Origin of the sequence: Microbacterium sp. NPDC059771 (assembly GCF_042732495.1) — a bacterium.
GTDB lineage: Bacteria > Actinomycetota > Actinomycetes > Actinomycetales > Microbacteriaceae > Microbacterium > Microbacterium sufflavum.
Genome location: NZ_JBHWHK010000001.1, coordinates 921,944 through 939,436, shown reverse-complemented (window position 1 = coordinate 939,436; position 17,493 = coordinate 921,944). Strand labels below are relative to the sequence as shown.

Below are 17,493 nucleotides of genomic sequence, written 5' to 3'. Positions count from 1 at the left end.
AAGAAGGACTCCATGAACACTGCAGCACCCGCGCGGAGAGTGAAGGCGACCCGCGCAGCCGCTGGCGCCATGATCGCCGCGGCCGTCCTGGTGGGCTCACTGCTCACCCCGCTCGCGGCGAACGCCGCACCCCCGGCACTGCCGGACGGCCTCTCTCAGGAGACCGCCGCCGCGTCGTGCTGGGAGATCAAGCAGAACTACCCGCAGTCCACCGACGGCGTGTACTGGCTGGTCACCCCGGCGCTCGTCGCGCCGGAGCAGTTCTACTGCGACCAGACCACGTCCGGCGGCGGCTGGGTGCTCATCGGCCGAGGCCGCGAGGGCTGGAAGGAGGGGTACAACGGTTTGCGCACCGCAGCCCAGATCCGCAACACCCCGACCGGCACCGACGCGTTCCAGCCGGCACAGCTGCCGGCGGCGACGGTCGACGGACTCCTGAACAACGGCCGCGTCGACGCGCTGGCCGACGGCATCCGCCTGCGCCGCGCCACCAACACGGCCGGCACCACGTGGCAGGAGGGCCGGTTCACGTTCACGCAGCGCGATCGCTGGGTGTGGACCTTCGGCGCCGAGCACCGCGTGAAGAACTACAACTTCGACGGCTCGACCGGCACCGGCGGTCAGACCAACAACTTCGGCAACAACAACCAGCTGCGCCGCGTCGTGTTCAGTGAGCAGGCGTCGCACAACTACATCAACGGCTGGGCGTTCGGCTCGAGCATCGGCGGCAGCACCGCGGCCACCTCGTACCTGTGGGCGCCGTCGGGCCAGGGCTACGCGCGGCCGTTCACGCAGGTCTTCCTGCGGCCGCAGCTGAAGCTCGCGAACCTCGACTTCGGCGCCGTGCCCGCCTCGGGCACGCCCGCCTCCACGGTCGCGGCCATCCCGGAGAGCAACGCCATGACCACCGTCTGGGGTGTCTCCGGCTTCGCCAACGGCAGCAGCGGCGAGCTCAACACCGAGGTGGCCGAGTTCGGCGAGGTCGCCGGCAAGGTCTTCGTCGGCGGCAACTTCCGCTACGTGCAGCGCAACGAGGGCGGCACCGGTCAGGTCGAGCAGCCGTACCTCGCGGCCTTCGACGTGAACACGGGCGAGTGGGTCTCCACGTTCCGTCCGCAGCTCAACGGTCAGGTCAAGGCCATCGCCGGTCTGCCCGACGGCCGCGTCGCGATCGGTGGACAGTTCTCCACGGTCAACGGCACCCCGCAGGCGGGCATCGCGATCCTCGACCCCACGACCGGGCAGCTCTCGGGCTGGCAGGTCAACGCGGAGCACCGGGCGACCGGCAGCGTGCCCTACGTGCGCGACCTCGACGTGCAGGGCGACTTCCTGTACGTCGCCGGTGCCATGACGCACCTCACCGCGGTCGGCTCCACCATCAGCGCGAGCACCTGGAACGGCGGTCGCATCAACCTGACGACGGGTCGTCCCGACACCAACTGGAACGCGTTCCTCAACGGCAGCTCGATCGCCGTCGACGCCTCCGACCAGGGCGACCGCACCTACTTCTCCGGCTACTTCAAGATGAAGCAGACCACGTCCACCCCGAGCGCGGCCGCCATCCAGACCGCCGCGGGCGCCCCGCTGGTCGACCCGCTGTGGGTGCCGAAGTTCAGCAAGGCCACGCTCAACGCGGACGGCTCCTACTCCGGCAACATCTGGCAGCTCGGCGTGACCGAGGCCGGTGGGAAGGTGTGGCTCGGCGGCTCGGAGCACTCGCTCTTCGCCTACGACCGGAACACGTTCGAGCGCGTCAGCGGGTCGATCACGAAGGTCGGCGGCGACTTCCAGACGGTCGAGCACAACGCGAACCTCGTGATCGGCGGCTGCCACTGCGGCCACTGGGTCTACCAGGACGCGTACTCGTGGAGTGACGTGGGCACCGGCTGGACGCAGGCCGACAAGATGAACCTGATGGGTGCGTGGGACGCGCAGACCGGCAAGTTCGTGGCCGCCTGGTCGCCCGTCGTGCAGGCTCGCGCCGGCTACGGCGCCTGGGGCACGTTCTTCGACAGCACCGGCGTGCTGTGGGCCGGCGGCGACTTCAGCCGCTCGGTCAGGGCGGGCGAGGTCAACCAGTGGTCGGGCGGGTACATCCGCTTCGCCCCGCGCGACACCACCGCTCCCACGACGCCGGGCGCGATCACGGCGACCCCCGGCAACGGCGGCACCGAGGCGACGCTCACCTGGGCGGCCTCGACCGACACCGGAGGCGTGACCTACGAGGTGCTGCGCGACAACCGGGTGATCGCGTCGACGACGTCGGCCACCTACACCGTGCCGATCACGGAGACCCCGACGAACTACTTCGTCCGGGCACGCGACGCCGCGGGCAACCGTTCCGCGAGCACGGCGGCCTACGTCGCGCAGCCCGCACCGGCCTCGGCGCTCACGTTCATCGAGAACGGCTCGACCTGGTCGTGGCGGTACTCGTCCGACGCGCTGCCGTCCGACTGGAACACGCTCGCGTTCGACGACGCGTCGTGGAACACCGGCAAGGGCCTGTTCGCCCGCGGGGTGGCATCGGCGACGACCAACATCGACCCGACGAACCTCGCGACGAAGCCGCTGAGCGCGCAGTTCCGCAACGAGTTCCAGGTCACGAACGCGCTGAGCGTCGTGAACGGCAGCATCTCGGTCATCGCGAACGACGGCGTGGTGCTGTACCTCAACGGCGTCGAGCTCGGACGGGTGCGGATGCCCGCGGGCACCCTCACGCAGAACTCCTACGCGAACGGCGTCGTGTCGCACACGACCGCCGCCGCGAACCGGGTCGTGTTCGAGGTGCCGCAGGGCGTGCTCGTGGACGGGACGAACGTGCTGGCCGCCTCGGTGCACGCGAACTACCGCACCACTCCGGACCTGAGCTTCGACCTCGCCTTCACGGCTGAGCGCGGCCAGGCGCCGGCGGCTCCGAACCCGGTCACGGGTCTCTCGGGGACCACCACTCTCGATTCCGCCACGCTCACCTGGACCGCTCCCGCGAGCGGCACCACCCCGCAGTCCTATGTGATCAGCCGGGGCGGCCAGCAGGTCGGCACGACGGACGCCGCGACGACGACGTTCACCGAGAGCGGCCTGACCGCCGCCACGGCGTACGACTACAGCGTGGTCGCGGTCGGGATCGGCGGTCTCGCGTCGACTCCCGCGACGGTCCAGGTGACGACGGCGACTCCGCCGTCGGACAACGAGCTGCCGGTCAGCGTGCCGAGCGGTTCGGCCTGGTCGTGGCGCTACTCGGCCGATCCGCTGCCGGCGGACTGGAACGCGGTGGCGTTCGACGCCTCCTCGTGGGCGAGCGGCTCGGCCGTCCTCGCCCGCGGGGTCGCGACGGCGGCGACGAACATCGACCCGACGAACCTCGCAACCAAGCCGCTCAGCGCGCAGTTCCGGCACTCCGTCACCGTGACGGACGCCGCGAGCGTCGCGAACGGCACGGTCACGGTTACGGCGGACGACGGTGTCGTGGTATACCTCAACGGGGTGGAGCTCGGGCGGGCGAACCTCGGGGCGGGGACCCTGACGCAGAATTCGTATGCCACTGCGGCACCGCGGGCGACCACGGCTGCGGCCAACAAGGTCACCTTCGCGGTGCCCGCCAACCTGCTCGTGGAAGGGACGAACGTGATCGCGGCGTCTGTGCACGCCAACTATCGCGGAACTCCCGACCTGAGCTTCGATCTCGCATTGGACATGCCTCGTAAATGACGAAAATCTCCTACGCAGACGCGCGTCGAGCGCTCGCCTCCGCACAGAAAGCGGGGGCGGGCGTTCCCGCGTACCTGCGCTGGATCAATCGACCGCTCGGCGGCAGGGCCGCCGTGGTCGCCGCCACCTGGGGCACCAGCCCCAACGGGGTCACGGCGGTCAGCGCGTTGTTCGGCCTCGCGGCCGTCGTCGTGCTGGCCGGCGTCACCGCGTGGTGGGCGGGGCCGCTCGCGGCCGTGCTCCTCCTGATCGGGTACATCCTGGACTCCGCCGACGGCCAGCTCGCGCGCATCCAGAAGCGCGGCGGCCCCGCGGGCGAATGGCTCGATCATGTGGTCGACGGTGTGCGGGCCCCGCTCGTGCACATCGCCGTCGCGGTGCACCTGCTCCGCACGGACGCGTGGCCGTGGTTGGTGCTGGTCGCCGGCCTGTTCTCGGTGCTCGTGTCCGGCTGGTTCCTCTCCCAGCTCCTCGCCGAGAAGCTCCTCCCCAAGACTCCCCCTTCCCCGGACGACGGACGCCGTGGCATCCTGGAGTCGTTCGTCAAGCAGCCTCAGGATCCCTCCACGACGTATGTCGTCCTGGCGTTCATCGGACTGCCGTTCGCGTTCGCGGTGCTCTACACCGCACTGTTCGTCTGGCACGTGCTGATCTTCGCCGGCTCGCTCCGCCGCAAGTACACGCAGCTGACCGCACTCTGAACCTGGACGCATCCGCATGGCACTCATCTCTTCACCGAGCCGTTCGCTGATCGCAGCGACCGGTCAAGACCCCAGCCTGGAGGTCGAGCCGAGATCGCTGCCCGCCTGGCCGGTGCTGACCGTGCTGTGGGGCTACCCGCTGTTCTGGCTCCTCGGGATGCTGCCCTTCGCGTCGGTGATCATGGCGGTGCCCATGGTGGCGCTGCTGATCATGCGGCGGCGCATCCTCATCGTCCCCGGCATCCTGCCGTGGATCGGGTTCGTGCTGTGGATGATCCCGTCGGCGCTCATGATCGATCAGCTCGGTCGCGGCGTCGGCCTCGGCGTACGCATCAGCCAGTTCCTCGCGCTGGCGATCATCATGGTCTACATCGTCAACGCGCGCAGCTCGCTGACGCCCAAGCGCATCTTCAACGGGCTGACCTTCATCTGGCTGTTCGTCATCGTGGGTGGCTACCTGGGGATGCTGTTCCCCGAGGTGCAGCTGACCATGACGATCGGTCGGCTGCTGCCGGACGCGATCTCGAGCAACGACTACGTGTCGGAGCTCGTGTTCCCGACCCTCGCCGAGATCCAGACGCCGTGGGGAGCTGCCGAGCCGTTCGTCCGCCCGTCGGCACCGTTCTCGTACACGAACGGCTGGGGAGCGGCGATGGCGGTGCTCACCCCCATCGCGATCGGCACGGCGATCGGCCACCGCACCGCGCGCGCCATGTGGTTCCTGGTGATCGCCCTCGTCGCCGCGATCCCGCCGGCGATCGCGACCACGAACCGCGGCCTGTTCCTCGGCATCGCGGGCGCGATCGTCTACGTCCTGTTCTGCCTGCTGATCCGCGGACGCTTCCTCGCCTTCTTCTGGGTCACGGTGCTGGGTATCGCCGCGGCCGTCATCCTCTTCCTCTCCGGGTTCCTCGACGGCATCGTGGCCCGCCAGGAGACGGTCGACACGACCGAGGGGCGCGGCAATCTCTACGCCGAGACCTGGGAGCGGACACTGCAATCGCCGGTCATCGGGTGGGGGGCTCCACGACCGAGCACATGGAGCGAGATCTACGTCGGCACGCAGGGCGCGATCTGGAACGCCATGTTCTGCTTCGGGCTGGTCGGCCTCGTCCTGTTCCTCGGGATGATCGTGATGGGCGCGGTGCGCACGTTCGACGCGCCGAACCTGTCGGCGGTGTGGATCCACGCCAGTGTGGTCGTGGCGGTCGGTCTGTCGATCTTCTACGGCCTGGACAGGCAGCTGGTGTTCGTCGGCATCGCCCTCGCGGTGCTGCTGCGGGAGAAGTATCTCGGCAAGTCCTCGTACTGGACACCACAGCCGACGCCGTTCGCGAAGGCGGCGAATGAAGAGTGAGGGGCTGGCGAAGAGTGGTCTGATCAGCCTGTTCGGCTCCGCTTTCGCCGCCCTCGCCGCCCTGCTGCTCACCGCGATCGTCGGTAACACCCTCGGTGCCGACGGGACCGGTCTGTTCTTCCAGGCCATGGGGATCTTCACGATCCTCACCCAGGTGCTCCGGCTCGGGACCAACAGCGGCATCGTCCGCTTCATCGCCGAGCAGCGCGCCTTCCACCGCGCCGGGGCGGAGTGGCGCATCGTGATGTTCGCGGTCGGCCCGGTCGCGGTGGTTTCCGGTCTCGTGTCGCTCGCGATCTGGCTGCTGGCGGATGCGCTCGGAGAGTGGCTGGCCGCGCCGCGCGACGCAGCGGCGATGGCCGATCTGATGCGTGCGATGGTGCCGTATGTCGTGGTGGGCGCTCTGATCGGCGTCCTGCAGATCGCGGCGCGCATGCTTCGGGGCGTCACTGCCTTCACGCTGCTGCAGAGCATCCTGCTCCCGGCCAGCCGGCTGCTGACCGTGCTGCTCGCGGTCTCGGTTGCCGGGGTCGGCGCGTGGGGAGCGTTCGAGGCGTGGCTGCTGCCGCAGCCGTTCTGGCTGGTCGTGACGCTCGTGGTGATCGCCGCGCCGTTCGTGCGCGACTTCCGCCGTCGCCGGGAGAGCACGCCGGGCACGCGACCCACGATGGGCGAGTTCTGGCGGTTCAACGCCCCGCGCACGGTGAGCTCCGGCCTGGAGACCGCGCTCGAGTGGTCGGACGTGCTCATCATCGCCGCGCTCGCCTCGCCCTCCGCCGCGGGCGTGTACGCGGTCATCACCCGTGCCGTGCGCGCGGGTGGCGTGGTCGACAAGGCGATGCGCGTGGCGGTGTCCCCGACGATCTCCGCTCTCCTCGCCCGCGAGAACTACGCCGAGTCCACACGACTGCACACCAAGGTCGTGCGGGCGATGATCCTGATGAACTGGCCGTTCTACATGCTGCTCATCTCGATGGGCCCCGCGGTCCTCGGCATCTTCGGCTCGGAGTTCCGCTCCGGGTGGGGACCGATGGTGCTGCTGGCTCTGGCGATGATGTTCCAGACCGCGTGCGGCATGCTGCAGAGCATCCTCCTGCAGGGCGGGAAGAGCACGTGGCAGATGTACAACAAGGCGATCGCGCTGGCTGTGAGCATCGGAGGCAACCTCGCCCTCGTGCCGCTCCTGGGGGTCTGGGGTGCCGCGATCACCTGGGTCATCGTGATGCTGGCCGACAACCTCATCGCCGCCGTGCAGGTGCACCGCCTGATGCATGTGGACCTGCAGCCCTCGAAGCTGCTCGTGCCGATGCTGCCGCCCGTCTTGATCTTCGGCGGGGGCGGACTCCTGTTCACGTGGTTCGCGGGGTCGAGTCTGCTCGTGCTGCTGGTGGCCGGTGTCGTGCTGTGCGCGGTGTACGCCGCCGTGCTGTGGCTGTTCCGGCACGCCCTGCACATCGAGACGCTGTGGCGCCGGATCCCGTTCCTCGGCCGCTGGGCCTGACGGGAGTCCGGCGCCCGAGCGTCAGCGCCGCAGCTTGGTCGCGATGATCGCAGCCCCGCTGCGGAACAGGCGCGGGACGAAGGCGAACCACGGCGCGCGGCGGACCGGCTGCTCGAGCAGGGCGCGCACGGTGTCCGCCCCCGGCGTGGCGATCGTCCCGGGGGCTTCCGCGCCGCCGGAGAGCGCGCGGTCGAGCTGGGCGGCGAGTTCAGCGGAGGACAGGGCGCGCCGGATGATCCCGAGCTCGGCCATCTCCGCGCTGAACACGAGCTGGTGATCGTCGACCACCTCGCCGTCTCCGGGCACGCGCGGCACGACGATCGGCACGATGCCGAGGGCACGCATGTCCATCACGCCGCCGGCGCCGCCCTGGAGCACGACCGCGTCGGCCTCCCGGCACAGCGTCAGGAGTTCGGTGTAGGGCAGGATCTCGACGTTCTCGGCGCCGTCGACCGGAGCGGACGGGCCGTGCTGCATCACGAGGCGCACGCCGGGGTTCCGGTGCAGCCACTCCTCCACCCACTGCGAGAGCCGGTCGAAGGGCAGGTGGTACGTGCCGGCGGACACGACGACCAGCGGCGCGCTCACAGCACGACCCCCACGTTGCGCGACCCGGGGTAGAACCGGCGCATCCGCTCCCACTGCACGAGGAACTCGTCCGCGAACGGGTAGACGAGTCGCCCGCTGAGGCCGGGTGAGGTGATGCGATCGACAGGCTCCAGGTACACCGTCCGCGCCCCGAAGAACCGCGCCTGGGTGAAGAACGGCAGGGCGATGGCCGCGCCGGTCGAGAACACGATGTCGGGCCGCTCCTCGGCCAGCACGCGTCGGGCGAGACCGAAGTTGCGCAGCAGATTCGGCACGTTCCGCACGGTCGGGTAGTGGATCTCGTACACCTTCTCGTCGGCGAGGCGCGAGCGCGCATCCTCCACCGGGAACGTGGCCCAGCACCGCTCGTGCTCGCCCCACCAGTCCCGCAGCGCCAGCGCCTGGGTGAGATGCCCGCCGGAGGAACAGGCGATGAGGATCTTCATGGCGTCAGATCCCCCGACCGAGCTTCTGGACGACCTTCGTGATCGCCTGCGGTGTCACGAGCTTCCACGAGATGGCGATCGCGAGCGCCGCCTTGACCTGCTTCGGGTTGTGGCGGAGCGCGCGCCAGGCCCACGAGCGGGCCTCCTTGCCCTGCCCGGCCGAGGCCAGGGAGAACGCGACCTGGGCCTCGATACGACCGAGGGCCGCGGGGATGGTCGCGAAGTCGGGGTGCTTGCGCAGGAGGTACTGCAGGGCCTCGGCGTACGCGGCCCACTTCCCGAAGTAGTACGACTGCCCCGTCCACAGCACGCGCACCAGCGGCTCGTTCACCACGGTCACGAGCCCGAGGGAGGAACCGCGCAACAGGATGTCGTAGTCCTCGCCGTAGCTGCGCGGAAGCTCCTCGTCGATCAGTCCGAGCTCGCCCAGGAGCACCTCGCGCCGGAACATCAGGCTCGACGAGTGCAGGCCGGGGTTGCGGTTGCGCAGGAAGTCCTCGTGAGTGAGGTCATCGGATGGCACACGGCGGACGATGCGGTTGGTGCCGTCGTCGACGACCATGGCGGTGCCGACGATGATCGCCTCCGGCTTCTCCTCGAAGCGGCGCAGCTGCGCGGCGAGCTTGCCGGGCAGCCACTCGTCGTCGTCGTCGAGGAAGGCCACCAGCCGCCCCTCCGCGGCCAGGATCCCCGAGTTGCGCGCGCCGGCGAGTCCGCGGGTGCGGGTGTTCGAGATGCCGCGCACCGTCCACCCCTCCGGCACCTCGACCTCCGGCACCTCGATCGGGCAGGCGTCGAACACGATGACGACCTCTCCCGTGGCCGAGGTCTTCTGCGCGAGCACGCTCTCGACGCCGAGCTTCATCAGCTCCGGTCGGTTGTGTGTCGGCAGGACGACAGAAACATCCAACTGCATGGTCACTCCCCTTGTGTGACGCGTCCGACCCACGCCGTCGGCGTGCGTCAGAATCCCCTGAGATGCACCGGGCCCCATCCCGGCGCGAAGTTCGCACTGCCATCAGCGCGGACTTCGGGTTAGTATAGCGGCTGGCGTCTCTACGGGGAGAGGCGCTTCTGAAGGGGAAACCAACTGGGGAAGGGGATTTCGTCGTGCCAGAAAACACTGACACACGACGTGTTCGGGTCGGAGTCGTCGGCGTGGGGAAGATGGGGCTCTCCCATCTGTCCATCGTCCGGGCTCTGCACAACGTGGAGCTGGTGGGCGTCGTCGACGCCACGGACTACCTGCTCGACGTGCTGAACAAGTACACGGGGGCGCCGACGTACTCGACGCTCGACAAGATGCTCGACGACGCGGCACCGGAGGCGGTGATCATCGCCACGCCGAACGCCTCGCACGCTGCACTCGTCCGCAGCGCGCTCGAGCGCGGTGTGCACGTCTTCTGCGAGAAGCCGCTCACGCTGAGCGCGGCCGAATCGCTCGAGCTCGCCGCGCTGGCCGCCGAGCGGGGGCTCATCGCACAGGTGGGCTTCCACAACCGCTTCATCGCGACGTTCCAGGAGGTCAAGCGCCTGCTCGACGCCGGAGCGCTCGGTCGTGTGACGCACGTCCTGGCCGAGGCCTACGGGCCCGTCGTGCTCAAGCCGAAGGGCTCGACCTGGCGCACCAAGCGGTCGACGGGAGGCGGATGCGTCTACGACTACGCGGCACACCCGCTCAACCTCGTCAACTGGTACCTGGGCACGCCGGAGCGCGTCCGCGGATCGGTGCTGAACAGCATCTTCTCCGCCGACATCGACGACGAGGTCTACTCCACGCTCGACTACCCCGACGGCCTGAGCGTTCAGCTCTCGGTCAACTGGTCCGACGAGTCCTTCCGGAAGATGTCGACCTCGGTCACGATCTCCGGCTCGCAGGGCCGCATCATCGCCGACCGCCAGGAGTTGCGCGTCTACCTCCGCGAGGGGGCGACGATCCCGGCGGGCTATCGTGCGGGGTGGAACATCTCCTACACGACCGACCTCACCGAGCAGGTCGCCTTCTACCTCCGGGGCGAGGAGTACAGCGCGCAGCTGGCATCGTTCGTCGACGCCATCGCGGCGGGCGAGACGGAGGCGCGGGAGAACGGCTTCGCCGGAGCGGCCGAGACGGACCGCGTCATCGAGTGGATCCTGCAGGATTCCGCTGCCGCTGCGGAGTCCGCACCGGCACCTGCCGTGGTCGCCGCGGCACCCGCGGCGAAACGCGGACTGTTCGGACGCGGGAGGAAGGCATGAGCGAGATGACGACGACGACCATGGATCGGCTGCTGCTGGGCGACAACCAGTTCTTCGGCATCAACCACATGTCGGAGGAGAAGGCGCGGGCGCAGGCCATCCGCTTCCAGGACACCCAGGCGATCATCGACGTGGTCGACATCGCCCTCGACAACGGCATCCGCACCCTCATGTGCACCACGCACGAGCGCATCGCCGAGGTCTGCGATCACATGCGCGCGAACCCGCAGCGGTACGCCGACTACCGCTTCTACCCGTGCATGCCCTACGCGCACAAGTACGCCAACGCGGTGACCGACAACGGCATGCTCGGCGCGCTGAAGCAGTTCCTCCCGGAGGAGGGTCTGCTCAACGCGGCGGTGCGCGGCGGCAAGTCGTTCATGAAGAAGGACATCGAGGGCATCATCACGCTGCTCGTCGACGCGGAGATGAAGATGTTCCAGGGCCTCAACACCCCGGTGGTCTTCCTCCAGAACGTCGTGGTCGACCTGATGCTGGGACTCGGCTTCGACGAGGCCTTCGCGATCTTCGATCGTCACGTGCGCGAGCGCTACAACGCGGAGCCCGGCTTCATCACGATGAACCTGCCGATGCTGCTCGACACGCTCGACCGCGTCGGAGTGAAGAACCCGATCGTGTGCGCGAACATCAACGAGATCGGCTTCCGGATGTCCGGCGGCATCGAGGCGTACGAGCAGGCTCTGCGTGAGCGCCCGTTCCGCCCCGTGGCCATGTCGGTGTTCGCGTCCGGGGCCATCCCGCCGCGGCGCGCCCTGGAGTGGATCCACGACCACGCGAACGTCGAGTCGATCGTGTTCGGCGCGTCGTCGCGGTCGTCGATCGAGAGCACCACGGGAATTGTCAGGGAGCTTTGGGGGAGCGACGCCGTATAGTAGGCGGACAACACCCGTCCACAGGATGCATCGAGGGGGAATGCTCGGCCCGCATCCGCAACCCGGACGGTGCTGTGCGAGCGACCGGTTTGCACAGCACCGTTTCGCTCCCCCTCGAGATGAAACTGAAGACACACACCCGAACCCCCATCCATCGCATCCTCTTCGCCTTCGTCGCCGCGCTCGCGGTCGTCGGGGCATCCGTCGTCGCCAGCGGGCCCGCCGTGGCCGCTGACACCACGATCACCTCGGTGATCCCCCGCGGCTCCGCGGGGTGGTCCTACTACCGGGCCGCGACACCTCCGCCTGCCGGGTGGCAGACGGCCGCCAACACCTGGAAGACGGGCACGGCACCGCTCGGTGCCGGCACCGGTGTCGGCACCATCGGCACGCTCATCCCCCGCACGTCGGGTCAGCAGCCGATCGCCACGTACGCCACCAAGACCTTCACGCTCACTTCCGATATGCCGGAATGGGCGTGGGTGAACACGTGGGCCGACGACGGCATCGTCATCTGGATCAACGGCGTCGAGATCGGCCGCAAGAACGCCCCCACCGGGCGCATCACCGACAAGAGCTACGCGACCGCCGCTCCGTCGTCCACCGCCGCCCGCAAGAACCCGGTCTCGTTCTCCATCCCGAGCCGACTGTTCCGCACCGGCACCAACACCATCGCCGTGCAGGTGCTCTCCAACTGGCGAGAGACCCACAACATCAGCTTCGACGCCCACCTCGTGCGCGAGGACAAGCCGGCCGTGACACCGCCGCCGAAGCCCACGCCGACTCCGACGCCGACTCCCACGCCGAAGCCCACGACAACACCGAGCCCGACGCCGAAGCCGACCACCCCGCCGGCGCAGCCGCAGAAGCCGACGACGCCTCCCGCATCGGACGGCAGTGTCCCGGGCTGGGGCGCCCCCACCTGGCGTGACGAGTTCACCTACCGCGACTCCTCCGGCAGCCCCGCGGTCGACCCCGCGAAGTGGAACGTCCGCGGCCAGGACGACCTCGGCCTCCTCTTCGACGCGGCCGTCCCCTCCCGCGACCAGGTGTCGGTGGACGGGAGCGGCGTCCTCCACATCCGCGCCGATTGGCGGACCACCCCCGCGATCCGCCCCTCCACGCAGAGCGGCCCCCGCGAGCTCTGGCACAACACCGGATACCTGGACCAGCGCCGCCTCCAGTCGGATGACGTCAGCATGAGCCAGCAGTACGGTCGGTGGGAGATCCGCGCCAAGACGCCGAGCGGCCCGAACACGTTCGGTTCGCTGGCCGCCTTCTGGCTGCGCAACAACCAGTCCGGAGAGATCGACATCATGGAGGCGTGGGGCTACGACGACGCCGCGGTCCGCGACCAGCGGATCGACACCGCCACGACGACGGTCCACACGCACACCTCGACGCCCTCGGCCAACCAGCGCTACATCTGGCATCACGCCGACTACGGCGCCGCGACACCGGTGTGGAAGGACTTCCACACGTACGCGTTCGAGTTCACGCCGACGTACGCGGCCGTGATCGTCGACGGGAAGCAGCTGCTGCGCGCGACCCCCGCGACCCACCCGAACCTGTGGAACCCGAACTACTTCGGCTCACCGCTGCACATGCGGTTGAACCTCCACGTGGGTCCGTCGACGACCTACTGGGGCCTCCCCAACCCGGCCGACAAGGCGGCGACCCAGAACCTCGACTTCCAGGTCGACTACGTGCGGGTCTGGAGCTACGCCGGCTGACGGGACAAGCGAAGAGGGCACCGGGTCGTCATGACCCGGTGCCCTCTTCGTCTTCTGGTGGCGTTTCAGCGCCGCGAGGTCGTGTGCCCGCGTTTCGGAGCTCCGATCGGACGCGAGACCGGCAGCCCCGCGTCTTCCGGCTCCAGCAGCCGGTCGTCCTCATCGAGGGCGACGTCGTCGTGCTCCGGCACCTCTTCGGTGTCGTCGGCATCGTCGGCGTCGACCTCGTCAGCGACACTGCGCTTGTAGCTGGCGCCCGGTCCGTTGCGCACGCGCGACACGATGAGCGCAGCGATGGCGCCGACGAGGATGCCGAGGAAGAGACCCGCGGCGATGAAGACCAGCACCGAGGGCCGGTTCGACTTCTGCGGCGGATCGGCCGGCGTCACGAGCGTGCCCGAGTAGAACGGCGTCGCGGTGATCCGCGCCTGCTGGTCGAGCAGACCCTGCAGCTGGAGCTGCGTGGCAGCCCGCTCGCTGCTGTCGATGGGCTGCGAGTCGACGACGGCCTGCAGCTGCGCGATGGAGTCCCCCAACTCCGCCGTGGTCTGCTCGACGACGGCACGCGCGTTGTCGGTGCGCTGAGCACCGTACGCCTCAGCGAGCGCGTTCGCCCGGTCGGCCGCCTCCTGCGGCGTGTTCGCGGTCACCTGGAAGCTCAGCACCTGCGAGTTCCGCGGCACGTCGATCACGGTGTTGTTGCGCAGCGCCTCGATCGACGTGTCGTCGAGGTCTTCCACGGCGCGCTTGAGCACGGCCGTCGAGGTCGCCACGACCTTCTCGGTCTCCATGTTCACCGTGTTGAAGCTCGATCCGGTCGAGAGCACGCTGATCGGCTCGACCGTGTGCTGCGCTTCCGCCGTGTACTTCTGCGGATAGATCAGGAAGATCCCGAAACCGACCAACGCGAACGCGACGATCGTCCCCACCAGGACCATCCACGACTGCATGACCCCTCGATAGAGGTCTTCCAATGTCCAGTGTGTTGCCACTTGTGCACTCCCCCAATGCGGCGCCCGACACGTCGTCGGGCGCAGAACGGCGTAAGTCTAGTACTCGGTCCTGTTCAGGAGCCGTGAGCGTTACGCGCCTCAGGGGGCGTCGGGAGCGTGCGAGATCACGAGCCGAGCCTTGCCGCCCTGGCTCTCGATGCTCTCGACCTCCATCGCCGACACCGCGACGGCGTCATCATCGAGCAGCGTGCGCAGGGCACGCACCGCTGTCGCGGCGGCATCGCGCGCCCCTCCCGGCGTCGTCGGGACGTAGCGGATCGTGACCGCGTAGTCCGCCGCCTGCACGACCTGCATCTGCCGGATGGCTCCGGGGTCGCCGAGGAACAGCCCGCTCAGGCCTCCCGTGATGCGGCGCCCCGACGGGGTTCGCACCACATCGGCCAGTCGTCCCTGCACGGGGGCGATCCGGGGGAAGACCCGCCCGCACGCGCACGCGCCGTCGAGTCGCCGTGATCGGTCCCCCATCTCGTACCGCACGAGCGGGAACACCTCGTTGCTGAAGTCCGTGACGACGACCGAGCCCTCGGTCCCCGCATCCACCGCACGCCCCGCGTCGTCGACGATCTCCACCAGGCGCTGATCGCCCGCGACGTGGAGTCCCTCGTGCTGCTCGCACTCGGCCGCGATCCAGGGGATCTCCGCCGAGCGGTAGGTGTCGAACACGGGAGCACGGAACACCGACTCGAGCAGGGCGCGCTGCCCCGGCTGCAGCATCGCCGCCGTGACGGAGACGGCCGACGTGGGCAGCGTGCGCCCCGTCCGCGCCAGGTGCGTCGCGACGGCCGTCGCGCCCTCGACATAGGCGACGAGCAGCCGCGGACGCACCCGCTGCCAGTCGCGGACGAACGTCTCGATCGCGTCGTCCGTGATCGCCCGCGCATCGAGGTGCAGGTGGCGACTCGGCCACCACTGCGCGGCGTACACCAGCGCCTCCCTGCCCTGCCGGAGGCGTCGATAGATGAAGGCCATGTCGTCCGCGGGATGCACGCCCCACCAGCGGTAGATCCGCCACCACATCGCCGCGGTCGGGGCGGCCTGGTCGTTGCGCACCCGCAACGGCGACCCGGTGCTGCCACCCGTCTGCGACACCAGCGCGCGCGAGGAGGGCACCGTCGTGGAGAGCACGGCATCCCCCGCATCGCGCAGCGCGGCCTTGGTCACCACCGGCAGCGCGGAGAAGTTGCCCGCTTCCGCGACGTCCTCCCGACCGAACCCCGCCCCCGCGTACAGCTCGCGATAGAACGGCGACGAGTCGAACGCGTGCAGCGCGATGCGGGTCGCCGCGCCCCGCGACAGCTCCTCGAAGGCCGCGCCCCCCAGACGTTCATTGCGGACCATCACCTCGAAGGCGCGTCGGTCGTTCCGCATCAGCAGACGCGTCTTGGCGTCGAAGATCGCTCTTTTCACCACTCCCCCAGCAGCCCGGCCCCCTGCCGGTCAGGTCCATGGTAGAGCGCCGGCCTCAGAGCTCGCCCGGTTTCATCACCTCGACGTCGATCGCGCGGATCACGCGCTGCGCCGCGGTGTCGGTCTCGGGCTCCGCGCTCTCGCCACGACGGCGACGCTGCGGCGCGTACACGACGAGCGAATGGAAGAGGAAGCGCGCGAAGAACGCCACGATCAGCGACAGGGCCGTGGCCAGCACGCTGGAGATGTGCCAGGTCTCGACCATGAGCGCCATGACGGGGATGCGCAGCGCCGCCTCGACGTTGTTGAACGCGAAGGAGCTCGCGAAGCGGATGCCGAGCGCTCGGGCGTCCGTGCGCATGTCGGCGAACACGAAGCGCTCCTGCAAGAGGAAGTTGCCGATGATGGTGACCTCGGCGCCGATGATCGCCGCCCAGACGTACGGCACGCCCGCGGCCGTCAGCGCCCACATGATGCCGAGGTTCGCCACGGCCCCGATGACGCCGATCAGCGCGAAGAGCGACATCTTCCCGAAGCGCAGCCGAGCGAGATGGGCGATGAACGTGGCGCCCTGGCGGATACTCGCCTTCGACGTCCCGTGCCGCCGCTCGGCGAACTCCATCGGCACTTCGGCGATGCGCAGGTCGTTGCGCGCCAGGATCTCCAGCAGGATCTTGAACCCCTGCGGCTTCAAGCCGTCGAGGTCGAGGCGCGACCGGTCCACGAGGAAGAAGCCCGTCATGGGGTCGGTGCTGCGGGCCAGCCGGATGGGGAACATGGCCCTGGTCAGCCACGTGGCCGCGCGGGACACCCCGAAGCGCAGCGCCGTGCCGAGGCCGCTGGTGTCGCCGCCGCCGATGTAGCGCGATGCCGCGACCACGTCCGCCCCGCCCTCGGCGTGCCGGTCGAGGAGCGCGGGCAGCAGCTCGGGCGGGTGCTGGAGGTCGCCATCCATCACGATGCAGAGGTCAGCGGCTGCGGCGTGCAACCCGAGCACGACGGCACCGCCGAGCCCGCCGGTGTTCTCGGCGCGATGGATCACCCGCACCGGGAGCGGCGCGTCGACGGCCACGCGTTCGACCTCTGCGACGGTGTCGTCCGAGCTGTCGTCCACGAACAGGATCTCCGCCTGCCGCCCGGCAAGCGCCGCCGCCGTGCGCGCCACGAGCTCGGCGACGTTGTCGCGCTCGTTGAACGTCGGCACGATGACCGTGACGGCTGGCCCCACTCGAGTCCCCTTCGCTCGGCAGGCACCGCGCCTGCGCGCTCCATCGTTTCACGCCGACCTATGGGCGGGGAAACCCGCGTCTGATAGACTCTGGCAGCGCGGCTGTGGGAGTCGCATTAAGTGGGTGGGGATCCGCTTAACTGGGGATTTAGTGATCTGGGGAGATCATGGGGACGCGTATCGGCTATGCCGTCGGAGCATTCGACCTTTTCCATGTGGGGCATCTGAATCTGCTCCGGCATGCCAAGCAGCACTGCGACATCCTGATCGCGGGCGTCGTGAGCGACGAGATGCTGCGGCAGGTCAAGGGCATCGAGCCGGTCATCCCGACCGCCGAGCGCGCAGAGATCGTCAAGCACATCTCGTTCGTGGACGACGTCTACATCGAGACCACGCCCTCGAAGATGGACTCCTGGAGAGACGTGCAGTTCACGCACTTCTTCAAGGGCGACGACTGGCGAGGCACCGACAAGGGCCTGCGCCTCGAGCGCGAGTTCGCCGAGGTCGGCGTCGAGGTCGTCTACTTCCCGTACACCGCGCACACGTCGAGCTCCGCGCTCCGTCGTGCGCTCGACGCCATCACCGCCAACGCGGCCGGCGCCGCTACGGCGTCCACGCGCTGACGCGACGCGACCCTTCGGGGGCGGACACCGGCGTCCGCCCCCGAAGCGCGCCACTCG

Annotated in this window: 14 protein-coding genes; 8 read left to right on the top strand and 6 right to left on the bottom strand. The window is 69.2% G+C overall.

Annotated features, from left to right (window positions below):
- The first annotated feature begins 12 nt into the window (after positions 1-12).
- Genes ACFV3I_RS04435 through ACFV3I_RS04420 form a run of 4 tightly spaced genes read left to right on the top strand, consistent with a single transcriptional unit; the run spans position 13 to position 7,267 of the window.
- On the top strand, positions 13-3,708 hold the full coding sequence (locus ACFV3I_RS04435; RefSeq protein WP_247638309.1) for a fibrinogen-like YCDxxxxGGGW domain-containing protein: 3,696 nt from the start codon (positions 13-15) through the stop codon (positions 3,706-3,708).
- A complete protein-coding gene (locus ACFV3I_RS04430) occupies positions 3,705-4,409 on the top strand; it encodes a CDP-alcohol phosphatidyltransferase family protein (protein ID WP_378822440.1) in 705 nt (234 codons plus the stop codon). Before ACFV3I_RS04435 ends, ACFV3I_RS04430 begins: the two co-directional genes overlap by 4 nt.
- A gap of 16 nt (positions 4,410-4,425) precedes the next feature.
- Positions 4,426-5,766 (top strand): O-antigen ligase, encoded by a 1,341-nt coding sequence (locus tag ACFV3I_RS04425; RefSeq protein ID WP_136029364.1) that lies wholly within the window; start codon positions 4,426-4,428, stop codon positions 5,764-5,766.
- Positions 5,756-7,267, top strand: coding sequence for a lipopolysaccharide biosynthesis protein (locus ACFV3I_RS04420; RefSeq protein ID WP_247638307.1), 1,512 nt, complete (start codon positions 5,756-5,758; stop codon positions 7,265-7,267). Before ACFV3I_RS04425 ends, ACFV3I_RS04420 begins: the two co-directional genes overlap by 11 nt.
- Before the next feature lie 21 nt (positions 7,268-7,288).
- On the opposite strand, the gene ACFV3I_RS04415 is transcribed toward ACFV3I_RS04420, so the two are convergent.
- Genes ACFV3I_RS04415 through ACFV3I_RS04405 form a run of 3 tightly spaced genes read right to left on the bottom strand, consistent with a single transcriptional unit; the run spans position 7,289 to position 9,217 of the window.
- Positions 7,289-7,855: a glycosyltransferase gene (locus ACFV3I_RS04415; RefSeq protein WP_247638306.1), complete on the bottom strand. Its 567-nt coding sequence runs from the start codon at positions 7,853-7,855 to the stop codon at positions 7,289-7,291.
- Complete coding sequence (locus tag ACFV3I_RS04410; protein ID WP_136029358.1) at positions 7,852-8,301, bottom strand: UDP-N-acetylglucosamine--LPS N-acetylglucosamine transferase; 450 nt, start codon at positions 8,299-8,301, stop codon at positions 7,852-7,854. The genes ACFV3I_RS04415 and ACFV3I_RS04410 overlap by 4 nt, the downstream gene beginning before the upstream one ends.
- A 4-nt stretch (positions 8,302-8,305) precedes the next feature.
- Positions 8,306-9,217: a glycosyltransferase family 2 protein gene (locus tag ACFV3I_RS04405; protein ID WP_378803332.1), complete on the bottom strand. Its 912-nt coding sequence runs from the start codon at positions 9,215-9,217 to the stop codon at positions 8,306-8,308.
- 194 nt (positions 9,218-9,411) lie between these two features.
- On the opposite strand from ACFV3I_RS04405, the gene ACFV3I_RS04400 reads away from it, so the two are divergent.
- From ACFV3I_RS04400 to ACFV3I_RS04390, 3 genes are all read left to right on the top strand, one after another.
- Positions 9,412-10,539 (top strand): Gfo/Idh/MocA family protein, encoded by a 1,128-nt coding sequence (locus ACFV3I_RS04400; protein ID WP_205814420.1) that lies wholly within the window; start codon positions 9,412-9,414, stop codon positions 10,537-10,539.
- Positions 10,536-11,432, top strand: coding sequence for a hypothetical protein (locus tag ACFV3I_RS04395; protein ID WP_206251847.1), 897 nt, complete (start codon positions 10,536-10,538; stop codon positions 11,430-11,432). Before ACFV3I_RS04400 ends, ACFV3I_RS04395 begins: the two co-directional genes overlap by 4 nt.
- A gap of 119 nt (positions 11,433-11,551) precedes the next feature.
- Complete coding sequence (locus ACFV3I_RS04390; protein ID WP_136037109.1) at positions 11,552-13,165, top strand: family 16 glycosylhydrolase; 1,614 nt, start codon at positions 11,552-11,554, stop codon at positions 13,163-13,165.
- Between the two features lie 65 nt (positions 13,166-13,230).
- Here the strand turns inward: ACFV3I_RS04390 and ACFV3I_RS04385 are convergent, their stop codons facing one another.
- From ACFV3I_RS04385 to ACFV3I_RS04375, 3 genes are all read right to left on the bottom strand, one after another.
- The gene (locus tag ACFV3I_RS04385) at positions 13,231-14,157 is read right to left on the bottom strand and encodes a YveK family protein (RefSeq protein ID WP_136044637.1); all 927 of its coding nucleotides are present in this window, start codon (positions 14,155-14,157) and stop codon (positions 13,231-13,233) included.
- A gap of 99 nt (positions 14,158-14,256) precedes the next feature.
- Positions 14,257-15,585: a phenylacetate--CoA ligase family protein gene (locus tag ACFV3I_RS04380; protein WP_168443160.1), complete on the bottom strand. Its 1,329-nt coding sequence runs from the start codon at positions 15,583-15,585 to the stop codon at positions 14,257-14,259.
- Positions 15,586-15,640: 55 nt separating this feature from the next.
- Positions 15,641-16,813 (bottom strand): glycosyltransferase, encoded by a 1,173-nt coding sequence (locus ACFV3I_RS04375; protein WP_136037106.1) that lies wholly within the window; start codon positions 16,811-16,813, stop codon positions 15,641-15,643.
- 167 nt (positions 16,814-16,980) lie between these two features.
- Between ACFV3I_RS04375 and ACFV3I_RS04370 the strand changes: the two genes are divergently transcribed.
- The gene (locus ACFV3I_RS04370; RefSeq protein ID WP_136029343.1) at positions 16,981-17,436 is read left to right on the top strand and encodes an adenylyltransferase/cytidyltransferase family protein; all 456 of its coding nucleotides are present in this window, start codon (positions 16,981-16,983) and stop codon (positions 17,434-17,436) included.
- The last annotated feature ends 57 nt before the right edge of the window (positions 17,437-17,493 follow it).